This window comes from Streptomyces sp. NPDC051172 (genome assembly GCF_040682555.1).
GTDB lineage: Bacteria > Actinomycetota > Actinomycetes > Streptomycetales > Streptomycetaceae > Streptomyces.
Genome location: NZ_JBFBBE010000019.1, coordinates 81,231 through 100,607, shown reverse-complemented (window position 1 = coordinate 100,607; position 19,377 = coordinate 81,231). Strand labels below are relative to the sequence as shown.

Below are 19,377 nucleotides of genomic sequence, written 5' to 3'. Positions count from 1 at the left end.
TCAACTGGAGCAACCGCCACCACTTCCGCCCTGAGGCAGCACCTGAGCGCGCCGCCTCGGGGCGTCACGTAAGACGATGGCACAGGGACCCGGAACCCGCACCGCGACGCCCTCCCGCAGCCTCGTCGGCAGGCGTCCTCGTCAGCTCGTCTTGCGCCCCCACAGCGGTCCGAAGCGTGCCCACTCCGTGTCCCACTGCGACATGCGGCGGCGTTCCATGCGGCCGCACAGGACACGCCCGCCGACGAGGGGCACCGCCGCGGCGCTCATGCCCACCAGGGCGCCGATCAGCGAGGACCGCAACTGGGCCTGGGCGGCGGTGGCGGGCCGGGAGACGAGGTGGCCCTGCAGGTCGGTCCAGACGGTGACCGCCGTGCCGGCCCTGCTGCCGGGGCCGACCCGGACCTGCCCGGTGTGCGTGGTGCCGTCCGGGGCGGTCCAGCGCACGTTTCCCCACACCCGGTCGCCGCTGAACGTGGCGGGGTGGTCGGAGGCCGGCCCGGGCGCCTTCTCCGTCAGCCGCGCCGCGACCTGCCGCCATTCGATGCGCTCGCGGGCCAGACCGTCCTCGACGGACCTGGTGGCCGTCAGACCCGCGAGCACGCCCACCAGGACGGTGACCAGCCAGGTACCGAGAACGACCCACGCCTCCACCGCGTCGGCGCGACGCCTCAGCGGATTGCGCCGCCAGCGCCACAGCCACACCTTCGGACCACGGAACGCCATCGAAGGCATCCTCCTCATGAGCGCACGATCATCCGGAACCTCCCTCCCATACGGGCGAAGGCCGCCGGATGCTCAGGTCGACTCCACCGACTCGACGGTCGCACGCGTCACCTCGCCCGCGCAGGTGTCTCCGCGAACGGTGCCGGATATCGCCGCGGGACTCGCCGACACTGCTTTGACCTGCGGTGATGCCGATCCAGAGGTGACTGTCAGTGGCGGGGTGCAGACTGGCCGATGTCTGGGACAGAGCCGTCACAGACACAGCGGAGGTGATTCGGCATGACCGAGGTACTGCTCGCCGTGGGCACGCGCAAAGGCCTGTTCATCGGGCGTCGGCGAGGTGGCACATGGGAGTTCGACGAGACTCCCTACTTCAACGCGCAGGCCGTGTACTCGGTCGCGGTCGACACCCGCGGCGACCGTCCGCGTCTGCTGGCCGGCGGCGACAGCGCCCACTGGGGCCCTTCCGTGTTCCACTCCGACGACCTGGGCCGCACCTGGACGGAACCGGCCCGGCCGGCCGTCAAGTTCCCCAAGGACACCGGGGCTTCCCTGGAGCGGGTGTGGCAGCTGCACCCGGCGGCCGCGGAACAGGACGTGGTGTACGCGGGCACGGAGCCGGCCGCTCTGTACCGCTCGCAGGACCGCGGGGAGACCTTCGAGCTGGTGCGCCCCCTGTGGGAGCACCCCACGCGTTCGAAGTGGGTGCCGGGCGGCGGCGGCGAGGGGCTGCACACCGTGCTCACCGACAAGCGCGACCCGCAGGCGGTGACGGTCGCCGTCTCGACGGCCGGGGTGTTCAGAACCACGGACGGCGGGGCGAGTTGGGCACCGTCCAACTCCGGTGTCTCCGCGGTGTTCCTGCCGGATCCGAACCCGGAGTTCGGGCAGTGCGTGCACAAGGTCGCGCGGGACGCGGCCAACCCGGACCGGCTGTATCTGCAGAACCACTGGGGTGTGTACCGCAGCGACGACGCAGGCGGGCACTGGAGCGACATCGGCGAAGGGCTGCCCTCCACCTTCGGCTTCGCCGCGGCCGCCCACCCGCACCGCGGCGACACGGCGTATGTGTTCCCGATCAACGCGGACGCGGACCGGGTGCCCGCCGACCACCGCTGCCGGGTCTTCCGCACGGCCGACGCGGGCAAGAGCTGGGAGCCGCTGTCGGCGGGCCTGCCGCAGGAGGACCACTACGGCACGGTGCTGCGCGACGCGCTGTGCACCGACGACGCGGACCCTGCCGGGGTGTACTTCGGCAACCGCAACGGCGAGGTGTACGCGTCGGCCGACGACGGCGACAGCTGGCGGCAGTTGGCCCGGCATCTGCCGGATGTGCTGTGCGTGCGGGCCGCGGTGATCGGATGAGTGCTGCGGGGGGAGCGCACGGCCTTGGCCACCGGTTGATCTCCGCTGCCCGTACGGCAGTAGGGTGACGCCCGTGGCACCACGACCGTTGCATGAAATCGTCGAAGCGGGCTGGGCGAAGGCCCTGGAACCGGTGGCCGGACGGATCGCCGAGATGGGGGACTTCCTGCGCGCGGAGATCTCCGCGGGGCGCACCTATCTTCCGGCCGGAGCGAATGTTCTGCGGGCCTTCCAGCAACCCTTCGACGAGGTACGCGTCCTGATCGTCGGCCAGGACCCGTATCCCACGCCGGGGCACGCTGTGGGACTGTCGTTCTCGGTGGCGCCCGAGGTGCGTCCGCTGCCGGGCAGTCTCATCAACATCTACCGGGAGTTGAGCACCGACCTGGGCCTGCCCGAACCGTCCAACGGCGATCTGACGCCGTGGACGCAGCAGGGCGTGCTGCTGCTCAACAGGGCGCTCACCACCGCCCCGCGCAAGCCGGGCGCGCACCGCGGCAAGGGCTGGGAGGAGGTCACCGAGCAGGCCATTCGGGCCCTCGCCGGGCGCGGCAAGCCGCTGGTGTCCATCCTCTGGGGCCGGGACGCCCGCAATCTGCGCCCGCTGCTCGGCAGCCTCCCGTCGGTGGAGTCCGCACACCCGTCCCCGATGTCGGCCGACCGCGGCTTCTTCGGCTCGCGTCCCTTCAGCCGGGCCAACGACCTGCTGATCAGACAGGGCGGACAGCCGGTGGACTGGCGCCTGCCGTGAGCGGTGCGGGGGACGGACCGGGTACGGACGCGGCGGGGCACGGAGCGCGGGCGGGCACGACCGGAATCCTCGCGGTCGACTCGGGGGGCTCGGGTCTGCGGGTCGTCGTCAAGCCCACGGACGGCGGTCCGCCGGCCCAGCGGGAGTCCCGGGAGCCGGTGCGCACCGGAGCCCGGGGGATCGATCCGGACCATCTCATGGCCCAACTTGTGCCGATCGTACGGGAGTTGAACGCCGAGACCGGTGTCTCCGCACTGAGCACGGCCGTCGTGGGTGCCGCCGGGCTCGCCTCCCTCGGCGATGCGCTGCGTGCCGAACTCCCCGGCGCGCTGGGCCGGGAGTTCGGCATCCGCTCCGTCGCCCTCGTCGCCGACGCCGTCACCGCCTATGTCGGCGCCCTCGGGCCGCGCCCCGGTGCCGTGGTCGCGGCCGGCACGGGCCTGATCGCCGTCGGTACCGACCTGACGGGCTGGCGCCGCGCGGACGGCTGGGGGCATCTGTTGGGCGACTGCGGCAGCGGCGCCTGGATCGGGCGGGCCGGGCTGGAGGCGGCCCTGCGCGCGTTCGACGGAAGACCCGGCGGTTCGACCGGGTTGCTGGCGCGCGCCGAGGAGATGTTCGGTCCGATGCCGGGGCTGCCGGGCAGGCTCTACCCGCGCCAGGACCGGCCCGCCGTGCTCGCCTCCTTCGCACCCCAGGTGGCCGCGTGCGCCGACGGCGACCCGGTTGCCGGGCGCATTCTGCGCGCGGCGGCCCGGCACATGGCGGAGTCGGCGGCGGCCGTCTGTCCGTCCGCGGGAGACGCTCAAGTGGCCGTGACAGGTGGCCTGTTCAAGATGGGCGACCCCCTGCTCGCCCCCCTCGCGGAAGAGCTGTCGCAGCGGCTGCCGCACGCGCCGTTGGTGCCGGCCGCCGGTGATCCGCTGGCCGGTTCGGTGCGTATCGCCGACGAGCTCGCAGCGGGAACGCTCACTCTCCCGAGTGATGAAGGGATGTTGAGCGTGATGACCGGCGACGACGGCTGGTCCTCGTACGCCGCAAGCTTCTGATCCGTATGTAACTCATCAGACAAAATGGGACAGAAACCGCTCACCTGCACCCTCCCCGAACAGGGGAGCCCAGGAAGCCAGTAACATGCGTCGCCATGAGCTCCCCCACTGGGCCCGCGTCCGGCCTGCCAGTACGAATGCCGCGACCTCGCCAGCCCGGGCGGCACCGCCGACCCGAGCCGCTGGCGGCTCCTGAGGGCGCGCCTGCGCTCGTCCTCGCGGTGCCGGGAACTCCCGGCGCCCCCACGCGCAGCCTCGCCGAGGAGGTCGTGAGCATCGCCCGCTCCGAGCTGCCCGGCCTCGATGCGCGGATCGGGTACCTGGACGGGGACGAGGCGGAGTTCCCCACGCTGCAGGCCGTGCTCGCGCACGCCTCAGAGGAGCGGGCCGCCCGCTTCGAGCACGCCCGCGCCGTCGGCCTGGACGTCAAGGAGCCGGACGGCCCCGTCGCCGTCGTCGTGCCGCTGCTGGCCGGCCCCGACGGCGCGCTGCTGCGCCGGATCCGCCAGGCCGTGATGGACAGCCGGGTCGCGGCCGACCTCACCGACGTGCTGGGCCCGCATCCGCTGCTCGCCGAAGCGCTGCACGTGCGCCTGTCGGAGGCCGGACTGGCCCGCGCCGACCGCGCCCGCCTGTTCACCGTGGCGACGGCGGCGGACGGCATCATCCTGGCCTCGGTGGGCGGTGACGAGGCCGTTCAGGCGGCCGGGATCACCGGCATGCTGCTCGCCGCACGTCTCGCCGTGCCGGTGATGGCGGCGGCTCTGGACCAGGACGGCTCGATCGCGGCCGTTGCCGAGCAGCTGCGCGGCTCGGGCTCGCAGCAGCTGGCGCTCGCGCCGTACCTGATAGGGCCGGAGATCGACCCGGGCCTGGTCGAGGAGGCGGCCAAGGAGGCGGGCTGCTCCGCCGCCGAGCCGCTCGGCCCGTACCCGGCGATCGGCAAGCTCGCGCTGGCCAAGTACACGACGGCCCTGGGCATCGCTCCGCCGCAGCCGCAGGGGACGCCGGTTCGCTGAGGCAGGAAGCAGCCGCTGCTCGCAATGTACGGACGCCGAAGGGCCCGCTCCATGCACTGGAGCGGGCCCGTCGGCGTTCGCCTGTGGCCGATGCGCGTCACCGCCGCGGGACGAAATGCCGTCGGTCGTCCGCGGCACCATCGTGGCCGGCCACTCCCCTGTGCAGTCAGGCGAAGACCACACAGGACGCCGCAGGGACCGCCAAAGAACCTTCGTAGCGAGGCAATCCCGTGGACGGGTCGAGGGCGAACCAGGTCACCTCACCTGAGCGTTCGTTGGCGACGTAGAGGAATCCTCCCGACTCGGCGATCGCGCGGGGCCAGTGGCCGCCGCAGGGGATTGTGCCGATCAGGCGCAACTCGTCGCCCTCGACGGCGAACGTGGACAGGACGTCCTCGCCGCGGGTGGCGGTCCACACGAAGCGGCCGTCGGGGGAGGCGACGATGCCGGACGGGTAGGCGTCGCCGGTCGGGGCTCCGGGGAGCACGTGCCGCTCGGTCAGCGGTTCCAGGGAACCGGTCACGGCGTCCCAGTGGCAGACGGTGACCGTCGGCGTCAGTTCGTTGAGGACGTACGCGCGCGTGCCGTCCGGATGGAAGGCCAGGTGGCGCGGGCCGGAGCCGGGCCGCAGGGCGATCTCCCGGTGCACTTCGAGGCGGCCGCCGGTCAGCGTGCAGACCCGGACCGAGTCCGTACCGAGGTCGACGCTGACGGCCCACCGCCCGCTCGGGTCGGGCTGTACCTGGTGGGCGTGCGGCCCCTGCTGGCGCAGGGTGTGCGGGCCCGAGCCCTTGTGCTGGAGGACATCGCAGGCGGCACCGGCGAGGGTGCCGTCGGAGCGGACGGGCACGGCGGTGACGCTGCCGGAGCCGTAGTTGGCGGTCAGGACGTGCCCGTCGAACAGGCTGAGGTGCGTGGGGGTGTTGCCGCCGACCGGGACCGGCGCCCCGGCCTTCTCCGGCCGGTCCCCCGTCACCCGGTACGCGGCCACCGCGCCCTCGGCGGTCTCGCTGACCGCGTAGAGGGTCCGCCCGTCGGGTGCCGGTGCCAGGTAGGAGGGGTCGGGCACGCCGTCCACGCTGCTCAGCGCGGTCAGCGCACCGCTGTCCGGGGCCACGGCCGCGGCCACGATCCCGGGGCCTCCCGCCGCCGTGAACGACCCGATGAAGGCCCGCCGTCGCCGCCCGCCGCCGTCTGTCACCGCTGTCCCCTCTCGGTTCTGTGCCGTCGGGCCGACGTTAGCAGCCGATCACGAGCGGTCTAGACCATACGCGGGGCATTTGACCAGGCCGCAACCGAGGCGCCCGTCTCCCGGCGGGCCCCCGCGAGGACCTCGGGGTGGTGGACGTAGGCGGGGCGGGGCGGGCAACCCCTCCGGCAGAAGATGCGGCCGCTTCACGCCCCCACGAGCGGCGACCCCGACGGCGTCCGCAGCGGTGTGGCCAGCTCGGCCAGGGCCCGTTCCAGGCCGTGCAGGTGGGCCAGTGCGGGTTCCGCCGCGGGAGCCTCGGTGGCGATGTCGAGACGGGCGTGTTCGCCACTGGTGAGCGCCTCCACCGCCGCCTCCACGCGCCAGCAGGCGGCGGCCAGTCGGGCGTCGTGGGAGGCCTCCGGGTCGGCGGCGACGGCGACCAGACCACGGGTCTCGCGGGCGCAGTCGTCGAGCAGGTCCAGCACCCGGCGGGCACGTCGCTTGCGGCCGAGCATCGGGTTGAGCGGGTGGACCAGGGGCGCGACGGAGAGCCGTACGCGGCCGAGGAGTTGCTCCAGTTCCGCGATCCGCCGCGCCGGGTCTGCGGCCTTGGAGCCCGCGAGGCGGGCGGCTGCCTCTGCCGTGCACGCGTGGACGCAGCGCAGGGCGCGCTGGATCCAGGCGTCGGTGATGGTGTGCGTGGTGACGGGCAGGACGAAGAGCACGGCGAGTACGGCGCCGAGCGCGCCGACGCCGGTCTCCGCGACCCGCAGGGCGAGCAGGCCCGGGTTCAGTACGCCCAGGAGGCCGTAGAGGAGTTCGGCGAGGAGCGTGACCCAGAGCATCATCCATGTGTACGACACCGCGGCCGTGTAGAAGATGCCGAAGACGCAGACGGCGAGGAGCGCGGCTGTGGGGAGGGCGGCTCCGTGCAGGGGGACGGCGATCAGCGGGCCGAGGCCGATGCCGATCACCGTGCCGAGGACCCGGCGGAAGCCGCGGACCAGGGTCTCGCCGCGCGAGGCGGTGTTGACGAAGATCCACCAGGTGGCGCCGACCGCCCAGTACCAGCGCTGGCCGGACACCAGCTGGCCCACGACGAGTGCGAAGCCCGCGCCTGCGGTGGCCTGGACGGCCTGGCGGGTGGTGACGCGGGCCAGGCCGGTGCCGGCGGGCGGTGCGGGCACGGGTGCCGGGGGCAGCTTGGCCTCGTAGCACCACAGGCCGAAGCGGACCGCGGATGCGCTGAGCACGGACAGCAGGACGGCGGCGTACAGCTCGGGCAGCCGGTCCGTGGCCGCGTGCAGGAACTGCGCCACGAAGAAGGTCATGAACGCGAACACGCCGAGGCTGTGCCCGCGCGGCCCGAAGCGGCGCGCGTACACGCCCGCGCCGATGACGGCGAGGAAGGTGAGGTCGCGGGCCACGGGATGGTCGTGCAGCTCGGCCGCGGCGGCAAGCACCGGCAGCCCGACGGCGGGCAGCAGCGCGGTGGTGACCGCCTGCCCGCGGACGGTGGCGTCCGTGACGGTGAACAGGGCGAGCAGCGCGGCCAGCCCGCCGGTGACGGCACCGACGAGGGACAGCCCGGCCAGAGAGCAGACGACGACCGCGAGCCCGATGCCGAGGACGGCCCGCGCGGCGAAGCGCAGCCGCGTCCGCCCCGGATCCGGCGCCACGAACACCCTCTTCAGCACTGTTTGCCACCCCTCGAAAATCACTGGCATGAAAAAGGCGCCGCGGGGTCCGCAGCGCCATCGACCCAGACATTGCAGCATCGACGGGTCGGCTGGCTCAAGCGGCTCCGAATATACTGAGCCATTGGCGCAGACATATCGGTCCGTGGACGGCCATGAGCGAGCCAACGGACCATGTACGAGGAGGCCGGGCACGATGGCCGTCGACGAGCTCGACACCCGCATCCTGCGGCTGCTGATGGAGCAGCCGCGCACGAGCGTGCGCGAGTACGCCCGGATCCTGGGCGTCGCCCGCGGCACCTTGCAGGCCCGCCTCGACCGGTTGGAGCGCGACGGTGTGATCACCGGTACGGGCCCGACGCTCTCCCCCGCCGCGCTCGGCCACCCGGTGCTCGCCTTCGTGCACATCGAGGTCACCCAGGGGCATCTGGACGACGTGGGTGAGGCGCTGGCCTCCGTGCCGGAGATCGTCGAGGCATTCTCGATCACGGGCGGCGGCGATCTGCTGACCCGGGTCGTGGCGCGCGACAACGCCCATCTGGAGGACGTGATCCAGAAGCTGATCAGCCTGCCCGGCGTCGTCCGCACCCGCACCGAGGTGGCACTGCGCGAACGCGTACCCCAGCGGTTGCTGCCGTTGGTCGAGTCGATCGGCCGCGCGGCCCGCAAATGACCTTGCCCTGGTGCGCTGCCATGCTGGAGCCATGAGCAGGCTCGGCACCACTTCGGTCATCTTCGATCTCGACGGAACGCTCGTGGACAGCGAGCCGAACTACTACGAAGCGGGCCGGCAGACCCTCGCCGAGCACGGCGTCCCGGACTTCACATGGGCGGAGCACGAGCGGTACGTCGGTGTCAGCACCCAGGAGACGGCCGCCCGGTGGAAGCAGAGGTACGGCCTGGCGGCCCCCGCCGCCGAACTCCTGGCCGGCACCAACCGCCGCTATCTGGAGCTGGCCCGGGCCGCCACCCGCACGTACCCGGAGATGCGGAAGTTCGTGGAGCTCCTCGCGACCGACGGCGTGCCGATGGCCGTGGCCTCGGGGTCGTCGCCGGAGGCGATCGACGCGATCCTCGCCGGTACCGGCCTGGACACGTATCTGCGCACCGTCGTCTCGGCCGACGAGGTGCCCCGTGGCAAGCCGGCCCCGGACGTCTTCCTGGAGGCGGCCCGGCGCCTCGGGGCGGCCCCGGCCGACTGTGTGGTCCTGGAGGACGCCGCCCCCGGCGCCGCAGCGGCGCACGCCGCCGGCATGCGCTGCATCGCGATCCCGTACGTCGCCGCACCTGCCGACGCGCCGGAGTTCGCCACCGTGGACCTGCTGCTGCGCGGCGGCCAGGGGGAGTTCACGGCGCGGGGCGCGTACGACTGGCTCGTGCGCTCAGCTCCGTCTTCCTGATCTTCCCGGTCGGCGTGAGGGGCAGTTCGGGCACGATCTCGACCAGCGGCACCTTGTACGTGGCCATCGCCTCCTTCGCCCATGCGCGCAACTCGTCTGCGGTCAGGACGGAACCGGGAACGGTCCTCACGAAGGCGTACGGCAATTGGCCGCTGTGCTCGTCCTCCACGGCGACGACGGCCGCCGCGAGCACTTCGGGGTGGCGTCCGAGCAGGGTCTCGACCTCGGTCGGGAACACGCTCATCCCCTTGACCTTGATCATGTCCTTGTTCCGGCCGAGGTACCGCAGACAGCCGTCCTCGTCGAGGCTGCCGATGTCCCCGGTGTGCAGCCAGCCGTCGCGCAGCGCACGCGCGGTGGCCTCGGGTGCGCGCCAGTAGCGGGTGAGGACCGAGGGGCCGCGCACGACGATCTCGCCGGGTTCGCCCAGGGGCAGCGGCTCGCCGGTGGTGAAGTCGACGACCATGAACTCGGTGCCGGGCACGGGCAGTCCGCAGAACACGGGGTCGCCGAGCAGGTCGTGGTCGCCGTCCTGGAAACCCAGGGTGTTGGTGTCGCTGGTGTGGGTCTCGGTCATGCCGTAGGAGGCCTCCCGCAGGACGCCTCCGGTGGCCTGCCGCCAGCGTGCGCGCACCTCGGGGGTGAGTTTGCGGATGAAGGAGATGGCGAGCGGCGCGGTGAGGCTGCTGAGGTCACGCTGCGGGAAGTCCGGGTGGTCGAGGAGTTCGAGGTAGTTCTCGACGGTTCCGGCCAGGGTGGTCACCCGGTGCGTCTCGATCGCGTCGAGCACGGCGGCCGGGTCCCAGCGGGTGAGCAGCACGCCGGTGCCGCCGGAGACCAGCGGGGCGAGGATGCCGAGGTTCTCGCCCGCGATCCAGAAGACGGGCAGGTAGCACAGGGAGACGATGCCGTCCTCGGCGCCCGGCATGCCGTTCTGGATGGCGGTGGCCGTGTAGACCATGTGGCGCTGGGTGTGCTCGACCCCCTTGGGCAGTCCGGTCGTGCCGCCCGTGTAGTTGAGGGCGGCGAGCGCGTCGAGGTCCTCGGCCGGCGCGGCCAGGGGCGGGTGCGCCATGACGGCGGGCCATTCGTTCTCCAGCAGGACCGCGCGTGCGGCCGTGCCGTCGAGTGCCTCGGCGAGCACGTCCCGCAGCGGCTCGAAGGACAGCACCAGTTCGGCGCCGGAGTCGTCGATCTCGTGCCGTGTCTCGGCGGCCTTGAACATGGGGTTGACGGGCACGTGGACCGCCCCGAGCCGCAGGATCGCAAGGAACGCGACCGCGAAGAACACGCTGTTGGGCAGCTGGACGGCCACGCGGTCACCGGGGCGCACACCCCGGCTCTCCAGCCATCCGGCCAAGCGGTCGGTGGCGTCGTCGAGTTCGCGGTAGGTGAGCGTCTGCCCGTGGGCGACGAACGCGGGCCGGTCAGGTGTCTCGCGCGCCCAGTGGCGTACGTGTCCCGGCACCGTCCGCTCGCCGGCGCGGTGCGTAGCGGTGTCGGGCTGCCTGCCGCGCCTCGACTTCGCCCAGCGGGCGCGCAGGTCGGCGAGGTGTGCGTCGGTGCGTGGCGTCGGCGTCATGGTGCGGCTACTCCTGACGTGTTCGGGCGGCTCCGAGCAGGTGCAGATATATGCCGGTGACGTCGCGTACGGCGTCCTCGTACGTGTCGGGGTGCGCGGCGACTCGGTGGGCGAACTCGACGCACATGCCGCCCACCGCGCGGGCCAGGGCAAGGGGTTCGGCGGCCGGGGCGGCCAGGCCGCGGTCGGTGAGGCGGCGGATGTAGCGGGCGTGCCGGTGGACGGGCCGTTCGCGGATCTCGTCCCACAGCTGCGCCGTGCCGGGATCGGTGCGGGACTGCTGCTCCAACAGGCCGAGCAGCGGCTGGTGTCGGGCGTAGGCGGCGATGAAGGCTCCGACGGACGCCTCCGCCACGGCGTGCGGGTCGTCCGTGTCGACGCCCGGGACCTCCTGCGCGGCGAGGAACGCGTCCCGTACCCGGACCGCCAGGACGCCGAAGATCTCCTCCTTGGAGGCGAAGTACACGTAGAAGCCCGCCCGCGATACCTCCGCTTCCGCCGTGATGTCGGCGACGGTGGCGGGGCCGAGGCCGAGCCGTGCGAAGACGGCCTCGGCGGCGTCCAGGAGCCGGGCGCGGGCCGGGGCCTCGGTGCGGTCGCGGGCGGTGCGGACCGCCCAGGCCTTGTGTGTGCGTGCCACACCGGGAGCGTATTGACGTTGACGTCAATGTCAATGAGCATGGCGGGGCCGGTCGATGAGGACCGCTGAGGTCCGGGTCCTGGAGGGCTCCCATGGGTACTGCCGCCGTGCTCGTCGCCAACCGCGGGGAGATCGCCGTGCGCGTCCTGCGGGCCGCCTCCGAGGCCGGCCTGCGCTCGGTCGCGGTGTATGCCGAGGGCGACGACGCGCACGCTCGACTCGCCGACGAAGCCGTCCCGTTGGACGACTATCTCGACGGCGGCGCACTGCTCGCCGCCGCGCGCGGCACCGGCTGCGACTTCCTGCACCCCGGGTACGGCTTTCTGAGCGAGGACGCGGACTTCGCCCGCCGCTGCGCCGACGCCGGGGTGACTTTCGTCGGGCCCACGCCCGAGGTGCTGGCGGTCTTCGGGGACAAGGCGCGGGCCCGTGTGTTCGCCGTCGAGGCGGGGGTTCCCGTGCTCGCCGGGGCCGACGGCCCGGACGGGGCGCGGGAGCTGCTGGCCGCCGGACCCGTGATGATCAAGGCGGTGGGCGGGGGCGGCGGACGCGGCATGCGGGTCGTACGGCGGGCCGAGGAGCTGGACGAGGCCTGGGAGCGGTGCGCCTCGGAGGCTCAACAGGGCTTCGGGCGGGGCGAGTTGTATGCGGAACGGCTGCTGGAGGGCGCCCGGCACATCGAGGTCCAGGTCGTCGGGGACACGACCGGCGCCGTCACGCATCTTTTGGACCGGGACTGCAGCGCACAGCGCCGCCACCAGAAGGTGATCGAGATCGCGCCCGCGCCCGAACTCTCCGAGGACACCAGGGAGCGGATCCTCGGCGCCGCACTGCGGATGGCCCGCGCCGCCCGCTGTTCGAGCCTGGTCACCTTCGAATTCCTGCTCCGGGGCGAGGAGTTCTGGTTCATCGAGGCAAATCCGCGGCTTCAGGTGGAGCACACGGTCACCGAGGAGGTGACTGGGGTGGACCTGGTCGCCGTACAGCTGCGCCTGGCGGCCGGGGCCACACTGGACGAGCTGGGGCTGTCGGGACCGCCGGCTGCGCCGCGCGGGTTCGCCGTGCAGGCGCGGGTCACAGCCGAGGGGGCGGGGCGGATCACGCGGTTCGACCTGCCGTCGGGGCCCGGTGTGCGGGTCGACACGGCGATCCGTGCCGGGGCCGAAGTCGGTGTCCGCTACGACCCGTTGCTCGCCAAGGTGGTCGCGCACGTCCCGGCGGGCGATGTGGAGGCGGCTTGTGCGCGGGCGCAGCGGGCGCTCGGCGAGTTCGCGGTGGAGGGGGTGCGGACGGGGATTCCGCTGCTGCGGGAGGTGCTGGCGCGGCCGCGTTTCTGGGCGCACACGGGCGTGGTGGCGGATCTTGCGCAGACCCACGTCGTTCCCGAGGAGGCGCCCGGCGACGGCACGGTCCTCGCGCCGCTCAGCGGCACCGTCGTCTCCGTCGACGTCTCCCCCGGTGAACCGGTGCGGGCCGGACAGCAGTTGCTGGTGGTGGAGGCGATGAAGATGGAGCACGTGGTGCGGGCTCCCGGCTCCGCGGTGGTACGGCTGGTGCACGCGCGCGTGGGCGAAACGGTCGGTGAGGGCTCCCCGTTGGTCACTCTGGACGACCTTTCCGGTGTCCCGGGCGAGGGGCCCGCGGCGGAGCCGGTCGATCCGGACGCCGTGCGGGCGGATCTCGCCGAGGTCGTACGGCGGCACGCCTTCGGTCTCGACGAGAACCGGCCGGAGGCGGTCGCGGGGCGGCACGCCCTCGGCCGGCGCACCGCCCGCGAGAACATCTCGGACCTGTGCGACACGGGCACCTTCACCGAGTTCGGCGCCCTCGCGATCGCCGCCCAGCGCGGCCGCCGCTCGCTGGACGACCTGATCCGGTCGACGCCGGCCGACGGCATGGTCACCGGCACCGGGCAGGTCAACGGCCGGCCGTGCGTGGCGATGTCGTACGACTACACGGTTCTCGCCGGTACCCAGGGGCTGCAGAACCACCGCAAGACGGATCGGATGCTGGAGCTCGCCGAGGAGCGGCGGCTGCCCGTGGTGCTGTTCGCGGAAGGCGGTGGCGGACGGCCCGGGGACACCGACACCACAGCCGTGGCAGGCCTCGACGTGACCACCTTCCAGCGGATGGGGCGGCTCAGCGGGCTGGTGCCGCTGGTCGGCATCGTCTCGGGGCGGTGTTTCGCCGGTAACGCCGCGCTGCTGGGCTGCTGCGACGTCGTGATCGCCACGCCCGACGCGACGATCGGGATGGGCGGGCCCGCGATGATCGAGGGCGGCGGGCTCGGGGTGTTCCGGCCGGAGGAGGTGGGCCCGCTGTCGGTACAGGTGCCGGGCGGGGTGGTGGACGTCGCGGTCGCCGACGAGGCGGAGGCCGTGCGGGTGGCGCGACGGTATCTGTCGTACTTCCAAGGAACACAGAGCACTTGGGAGGCTCCGGATCAGCGGCTGCTGCGGCAGGTGGTGCCGGAGAACCGGCGGCGGGCCTACGACGTGCGGGCGGCGGTGACCGGGCTCGCGGACATGGACTCGGTGCTGGAGCTGCGGCCTGAGTTCGGCGTGGGCGTGCTGACCTGTCTCGTTCGGATCGAGGGGCGGCCGCTGGGTCTCCTGGCCAGCAACCCGGCGCATCTGGGCGGGGCGATCGACCGGGACGCGGCCGACAAGGCGGCGCGGTTCCTGCAGTTGTGCGACGCCTTCGGGCTGCCGGTCGTCTCGCTGTGCGACACCCCGGGGTTCATGGTCGGCCCGGACGCCGAACGGACCGCCACCGTACGGCACTTCGCCCGGCTGTTCGTGACGGGCGCCAATCTGCGGGTGCCGCTGGTGAGTCTGGTGCTGCGCAAGGCGTACGGCCTCGGGGCGATGGCCATGATGGGCGGCTCGACGCGGGCCCCGCTGGCCACGGCGGCCTGGCCGAGCGGCGAGTTCGGCGGGATGGGCCTGGAGGGTGCGGTGCGACTCGGCTACCGCAGGGAGCTGGCGGCGATCACGGACCCGGCCGAGCGTGCGCGTGTCTTCGAGGAGCGGGTCGCCGAGTTGTACGAACGCGGGAAGGCGGTCAACGCGGCGGCCGCGCTGGAGATCGACGCGGTGATCGACCCGGCCGGGTCGCGGGCCTGGATCCTTGCGGCGCTGGAGCGGTGCCCCGTACCGGAGGCAGGACACCGCCCGTTCGTCGACACCTGGTGATCCGGGGCCTGGCGGTGCTCCGTCCCCCGGGGCACCGCCCGTCCATCGAGGCGTGATCACATCCGGTCCCATCGGCCCAGTGCACGTCCTCGACGACGAGTACCGCAGGATGCGGGGTCACGGCCAGCTCGCCGTGCAGGGCCTCGTAGACGCGGTGGCGGTCGCCGCCCTCGGTGACGGCGCGGGCGAGTTCGGCTCCGACGCTGCCGACGAGGTCGTGGAACGGGCCCAGCGGTCGCCGGGTGGCGAGGTCGTCGCACTGTCCGACGAGCACGCGGGCCTGCCCGGGCAGCCGCTCGGGCATGGCTCTCACCAGGCTCGACTTGCCGATTCCGGCCTCGCCGAAGACGAGCACCACCGAACCGGCCCCGTCGGCCGCCTCCCGTGCGGCCGTGGCCAGCTGTGCCAGCTCGGGCTCGCGCTCGAGGATCCCCCGGTCCACGCCGCCGATTCTGCCACCGGAGCGGGGCGGGATGACGGGTCCTGCCGGTCGGATGTCACACTTCGGGCCGCCCGGCCCTCTTGAGTGTGGACACATGGCGGAGACGTACGGGAGGCCTTCATGAACACCACTGCCCGAGCAGACGCGTACAAGATCGAGCTGTCCGCGGGCACGGTCGAATACCAGGACACAGGCGGCGACGGTCCCGTACTGGTGCTGCTGCACGGCCTGATGATGGACGCCTCGCTGTGGGATGGGCCGTTGGCCGACCTGGCCGCGGACCATCGGTGCATCGCCCCGACGCTGCCTTTGGGCGCCCACTGCCACCCGATGCACGCGGATGCGGATCTGTCGCTGCCCGGGGTGGCGAGGCTTGTCGCAGAGCTCCTGGAGCGGCTGGATCTGCGGGAGGTGACCCTGGTGGGGAACGACACGGGCGGGATGCTGGTGCAGTTCCTGATGGCCGACGGGGAGGCGCAGGTTGCGCGGGCTGTGCTGGTGTCCTGCGATGCGTTCGACAACTTCCCGCCGGGGCTGACGGGCCGGACCCTGGTTCTCACCGGTCGGCTCTCACCGCGCCTGTTCGGGCTGTTCATGCAGCAGATGCGGGTGCGGGCGGTGCGCCGGCTGCCGATCGCATTCGGTTGGCTCACCAAGCGGGGCGATGCGGCCACCGCGCGCTGGATGCGGCCGGTGCTGCGGCAGCCGGCCATCCGCCGTGACGCCGTCCGTCTCCTCCGCGGCGCGAACCGGGGCACCCGCCGCCTGCTCGAAGCCACGGCCGAACGTCTGCCGCTCTTCGACCGGCCCGCCCTGGTGGTCTGGGCGCGCGAGGACCGGGTGATGCCGCCCGAGCACGGCCGTCGCCTTGCCGCGCTGCTGCCGCAGGGGCGGCTCGTCGAGGTGGACGACGGCTACACGCTGCTCCCCCTGGACCGGCCGGCGGAACTGGCGCGGATCATCCGGGAGTTCGTGCGCGCCACTCGGGTGCTCTGACCCACCCGCCGATCTTCCTGAGCCGCCTGTCCGGGTGCCTGCCGAGGTTGCCGTCCTCGTCACGACGGCGTGAGCGGAAGGTCGTCCGTGTAGGCGTTGACCGGCGGGGAGATGCGCTCGATGCGGTGGACGTCGAGGGCCGCCGTCGCGGACTTCGTACCGAGGGTGCCCTTGGGGTGCCAGGTTCCGGTGACCGCCACCCAGGTGTTGGCCGGCAGTGCGGCGGTCCCGTACATGCGGACCTTCACCGACTGGGAGTCCGCCGCGCAGCAGGTGAAGATGATCCGGGTCAGATACCAGCCGCCGCCCCGCCCCGCGGGGGTGACGAATCCGGTCATCTGGATGCTGCGGCCTCTGACGGCCTGCTCCCGGTCCTGCTGGACCCGGGCGGTGAAGTCGGTGAGGGTCATCGGCAGCGGGACGGTCGCGGGCAGCGGATCGAACCGCTGCGCCTTCGGCACGGCCTTGTTGCTCGCGTGGGAGGCGGTGTACGCGCCGAGGGGGGGCGGGGCGTAGAGGAGCAGGCTGAACGCGGGCAGGAACAGCAGCCAGGCGATGCGGGGTGCGGTGGAGTGGTCGTGGCCGTGTTCGTGCGCGTCGGCTTCGGGGGTCGCGCGGTCCAGCGCTGCTGCTGTCAGGCCCAGCAGCAGGAGCAGCACGCCGGAGGCGATCAGCAGGGGGCGCAGGCCTTCCTTGACGTAGCGCAGACAGAGGTCGCTGAACAGGGAGGCGTGCAGCAGACCCAGGCCGGTCAGGACGAGTAGGAGAACTTGGGCGTGGCGCTTCACAGCAGTGCTCCTCCGATCAGGACCCCCGCGGCCACGGCCACCACCGTGGTCGCGGTCGAGAAGCGCAGGGCGAAGGACCGGCCGAACGTGCCCGCCTGAAGGGCGATCAGCTTCAGATCGACCATCGGGCCCACCACCATGAACACCAGCCGGGCGGTGGGCGAGAAGCCGGTGAGTGAGGCGGCGACGAACGCGTCGGCCTCCGAGCAGACGGCGAGCAGGACGGCGAGCGCCGCCAGGAAGAGCACCGACAGCCAGGGCGAGCCGGAGAAGGTGTCGAGGACCGAGCGCGGCACGGCCACGTTGAAGGTGGCCGCGGCCATGGCGCCCAGCACCAGGAAGCCACCGGCGTGCAGGAAGTCGTGCTGGAAGCCGAGCCGGAACTCCCGCGCGCGACTGTGTCCCGACCGGTGGCCGGTGTGGCGGACGGACGGCCGCAGCCATTCCTCGCGGCCCAGCCAGAGCCACAGCCAGCCCATCGCGGCCGCGGTGACCAGGGAGGCCAGCAGCCGGGCGGCGACCATGGCCGGGTTTCCCGGGAAGGCGACGGCCGTGGCGGTGAGCACGATCGGATTGATCGCGGGGGCGGAGAGGAGGAAGGCGAAGGCCGCGGACGGGGTGACACCGCGGCGGATCAGGCTGTTCGCGACCGGCACCGAGGCGCACTCGCAGCCCGGCAGGACGACCCCCGCCAGGCCGGCCACGGGGACGGCGAGTGCGGGCCTGCGGGGCAGGATCCGGGTGAACAGATCGGCCGGTACGAACGCGTTGATCGCCCCCGACAGGACCGTGCCCAGCAGGAGGAAGGGCAGCGCCTGGACGGTGATGGCCAGACAGACCGTGCGCCAGGCCGCGACGGCGGGCTGGTTCAGCCATCCGACGCCGGTGAGCGAGAGGACCGCCACCGAGCCGACGGCGGTGAGGACGACGAGGGGCAGGGGCCGTCCGGTGACGCGGCGCCCCTGATGGCCGGCCGGCGCGACGAGCGCCACTTCTTCCGCCACACCAACCAGTTCATCCGTTCTATTCATATTTACTCCGGATGTCGGATTCGTGGCGAAGATAAGCCAGGATCACTCCCCTCACGGTGCGCACACGCCGCCGCGCGCGGATGAATGAACGGGACCGGGAACATACTTGACCTTGCGGGGGGACTGTCCCGCGGTGGCCTGATTCGAGAGGGGCAGCTTCCGGGTGAGCGGCGGCGGCAAGATAACGGGAAAGATCGAGGTGCGGCTCAAGTGGGACCCCAGCCCCTGGAGCCGGCCGCCCCACCATCTGGACATCATGGCGACGACCTACTCGGCGGACGCCCCGTACGGACGGCCGGTGTACGTCGTGCACACCGAGAGCCGCTCGCCGGACGGCACCATCAACATGAGCCGGCACAGCGAGACCGGCCTGGGCCTGGGCTTTGTCGAGGTGATGGTCCTGGAGCTCCATCGCCTGGCACCCTCCTTCGCGCGGGTGGTCGTGGGTGTGGCGATCCATCAGAGCACCGGCCCCAAGTTCTTCGGCGACATTTCGAACACGGGCGTGCTGGTCGTCGACGGGTACACGGAACTGCTCGAGGACGACTTCGGGCAGGTCGCCGACGCCACCGCGGCGACCGTCGCCGAGTTCACCCGGGATGCCTCCGGCGCCTGGGAGTTCCACCCGATGGTCCGCGGTTTCGACAGCGACCCGACGGTCTTCGCGGCGGAGATGGGCGGTACGCCACAGCCCTGACCTGCGTCCGACGTGCGCCGGCCGCGCTCACCCGACCGCGACGTGATCGTCCGGACGCGGGCGCTCGGCCCCCGCCCCCGGCGACTCCGACCGGCGTACCGGAAGGAGGGGCCGGGCGGACGCCCGTTTGCGGCCGCGTTCGTGGAACAGGGCCAGGACGATCGCAGTGCCGACCGCTATCAGATGCTCGCGACCGGCCAGATTGGGTACGGCGATCGACTCCCACACCATCGACCCGCCGGTGAGGGCGAACACGATCGGAGCACGCTGGACGATCGCGACATAGGTGAAGAGGCCCACGACGGCGGCGGACGGGCCGGTGTCCAGCACCTGCCCGACCGCGCGCGGCAGCCCCAGCCCGCCCCAGCCCGGACCGAGCGCGATCATCAGGCGCACCATGAGGGTGCCGGCGAGGGTGGTCGCGTACGAGATGACGAGCGTTCTGGCCCGGCCGAGGATCAGCTCTGCGAGGGCGAACGCGAGGAACAGGCTCGTGATCCCCGCCCACACGGGGAGATCCAGGGCCGGGACGTACAGTGACACCGGCGTCCGCAGCAGGGCCAGCCACAACGGCAGGTCGCCCTTGACACCGCCGAGCAGCCGCACCACCACCGCACCCGTCGGCCGCTGCGCCAGCGCATGGAAGAAGATGACACCGAAGGCGGCCAGGAACGCCAGGAACAGTGCGGGCAGCCCACGGCGTCTGAGTTGCCGCACCGGATCGACGACGATGCCGTGCCACTCGACCCGCAGCGTGCGTACCACCAACGCCGCCACCCGCCACAGCGCGCCGCGCGGCCGCCGGTAC

17 protein-coding genes and 1 pseudogene are annotated in these 19,377 nt (G+C 72.6%); 9 read left to right on the top strand and 9 right to left on the bottom strand.

Annotated elements, in window-relative coordinates; all coding sequences use genetic code 11:
• Positions 1–141: 141 nt before the first annotated feature.
• Entirely contained in the window at positions 142–726 is a 585-nt protein-coding gene (locus tag AB0N07_RS14530; protein ID WP_365834769.1) for a hypothetical protein, read from the bottom strand.
• A 279-nt stretch (positions 727–1,005) separates the two neighbouring features.
• Between AB0N07_RS14530 and AB0N07_RS14525 the strand changes: the two genes are divergently transcribed.
• The 4 genes from AB0N07_RS14525 (at position 1,006) to AB0N07_RS14510 (ending at position 4,910) form a co-directional block, all read left to right on the top strand.
• Positions 1,006–2,091 (top strand): exo-alpha-sialidase, encoded by a 1,086-nt coding sequence (locus AB0N07_RS14525; RefSeq protein ID WP_365834767.1) that lies wholly within the window; start codon positions 1,006–1,008, stop codon positions 2,089–2,091.
• 73 nt (positions 2,092–2,164) lie between these two features.
• Complete coding sequence (locus AB0N07_RS14520; protein WP_365834765.1) at positions 2,165–2,842, top strand: uracil-DNA glycosylase; 678 nt, start codon at positions 2,165–2,167, stop codon at positions 2,840–2,842.
• A gap of 65 nt (positions 2,843–2,907) precedes the next feature.
• Positions 2,908–3,891, top strand: a complete 984-nt coding sequence (locus AB0N07_RS14515) for a BadF/BadG/BcrA/BcrD ATPase family protein (RefSeq protein WP_365834822.1) — start codon at positions 2,908–2,910, stop codon at positions 3,889–3,891.
• A 95-nt stretch (positions 3,892–3,986) separates the two neighbouring features.
• A complete protein-coding gene (locus AB0N07_RS14510; RefSeq protein ID WP_365834763.1) occupies positions 3,987–4,910 on the top strand; it encodes a hypothetical protein in 924 nt (307 codons plus the stop codon).
• Between the two features lie 166 nt (positions 4,911–5,076).
• On the opposite strand, the gene AB0N07_RS14505 is transcribed toward AB0N07_RS14510, so the two are convergent.
• Together AB0N07_RS14505 and AB0N07_RS14500 are read right to left on the bottom strand one after the other, a co-directional pair.
• Positions 5,077–6,111, bottom strand: coding sequence for a lactonase family protein (locus tag AB0N07_RS14505; protein ID WP_365834761.1), 1,035 nt, complete (start codon positions 6,109–6,111; stop codon positions 5,077–5,079).
• 194 nt (positions 6,112–6,305) lie between these two features.
• Positions 6,306–7,799, bottom strand: coding sequence for an FUSC family protein (locus AB0N07_RS14500; RefSeq protein WP_365834759.1), 1,494 nt, complete (start codon positions 7,797–7,799; stop codon positions 6,306–6,308).
• 196 nt (positions 7,800–7,995) lie between these two features.
• On the opposite strand from AB0N07_RS14500, the gene AB0N07_RS14495 reads away from it, so the two are divergent.
• Together AB0N07_RS14495 and AB0N07_RS14490 are read left to right on the top strand one after the other, a co-directional pair.
• Positions 7,996–8,472, top strand: coding sequence for an Lrp/AsnC family transcriptional regulator (locus tag AB0N07_RS14495; protein WP_030931193.1), 477 nt, complete (start codon positions 7,996–7,998; stop codon positions 8,470–8,472).
• 31 nt (positions 8,473–8,503) lie between these two features.
• The gene (locus AB0N07_RS14490) at positions 8,504–9,199 is read left to right on the top strand and encodes an HAD family phosphatase (protein ID WP_365834755.1); all 696 of its coding nucleotides are present in this window, start codon (positions 8,504–8,506) and stop codon (positions 9,197–9,199) included.
• Here AB0N07_RS14490 and AB0N07_RS14485 read toward each other — a convergent pair.
• Positions 9,147–10,781 carry an AMP-binding protein gene (locus tag AB0N07_RS14485; RefSeq protein WP_365834753.1) on the bottom strand — a complete coding sequence of 545 codons (1,635 nt, stop codon included), beginning with the start codon at positions 10,779–10,781 and terminating at the stop codon, positions 9,147–9,149. The two genes, AB0N07_RS14490 and AB0N07_RS14485, sit on opposite strands and share 53 nt — an antisense overlap.
• Before the next feature lie 7 nt (positions 10,782–10,788).
• Positions 10,789–11,421, bottom strand: a complete 633-nt coding sequence (locus tag AB0N07_RS14480) for a TetR family transcriptional regulator (RefSeq protein WP_365834751.1) — start codon at positions 11,419–11,421, stop codon at positions 10,789–10,791.
• A 92-nt stretch (positions 11,422–11,513) separates the two neighbouring features.
• On the opposite strand from AB0N07_RS14480, the gene AB0N07_RS14475 reads away from it, so the two are divergent.
• Positions 11,514–14,615, top strand: coding sequence for a carboxyl transferase domain-containing protein (locus AB0N07_RS14475; protein ID WP_365834749.1), 3,102 nt, complete (start codon positions 11,514–11,516; stop codon positions 14,613–14,615).
• Between the two features lie 130 nt (positions 14,616–14,745).
• Here AB0N07_RS14475 and AB0N07_RS14470 read toward each other — a convergent pair.
• A pseudogene (locus AB0N07_RS14470) lies at positions 14,746–15,153 on the bottom strand (AAA family ATPase); the annotation flags it as partial.
• A gap of 24 nt (positions 15,154–15,177) precedes the next feature.
• On the opposite strand from AB0N07_RS14470, the gene AB0N07_RS14465 reads away from it, so the two are divergent.
• Positions 15,178–16,053: an alpha/beta hydrolase gene (locus AB0N07_RS14465; RefSeq protein ID WP_365834747.1), complete on the top strand. Its 876-nt coding sequence runs from the start codon at positions 15,178–15,180 to the stop codon at positions 16,051–16,053.
• 59 nt (positions 16,054–16,112) lie between these two features.
• Here the strand turns inward: AB0N07_RS14465 and AB0N07_RS14460 are convergent, their stop codons facing one another.
• Both AB0N07_RS14460 and AB0N07_RS14455 read right to left on the bottom strand, forming a co-directional pair.
• Complete coding sequence (locus AB0N07_RS14460) at positions 16,113–16,841, bottom strand: TIGR03943 family protein (protein WP_365834745.1); 729 nt, start codon at positions 16,839–16,841, stop codon at positions 16,113–16,115.
• Positions 16,838–17,872, bottom strand: a complete 1,035-nt coding sequence (locus AB0N07_RS14455) for a permease (protein ID WP_365834743.1) — start codon at positions 17,870–17,872, stop codon at positions 16,838–16,840. Before AB0N07_RS14455 ends, AB0N07_RS14460 begins: the two co-directional genes overlap by 4 nt.
• 163 nt (positions 17,873–18,035) lie before the next feature.
• On the opposite strand from AB0N07_RS14455, the gene AB0N07_RS14450 reads away from it, so the two are divergent.
• Positions 18,036–18,569 carry a TerD family protein gene (locus AB0N07_RS14450; protein ID WP_365834741.1) on the top strand — a complete coding sequence of 178 codons (534 nt, stop codon included), beginning with the start codon at positions 18,036–18,038 and terminating at the stop codon, positions 18,567–18,569.
• Positions 18,570–18,596: 27 nt separating this feature from the next.
• On the opposite strand, the gene AB0N07_RS14445 is transcribed toward AB0N07_RS14450, so the two are convergent.
• Positions 18,597–19,355, bottom strand: a complete 759-nt coding sequence (locus tag AB0N07_RS14445) for a hypothetical protein (RefSeq protein ID WP_365834820.1) — start codon at positions 19,353–19,355, stop codon at positions 18,597–18,599.
• Positions 19,356–19,377: the final 22 nt, after the last annotated feature.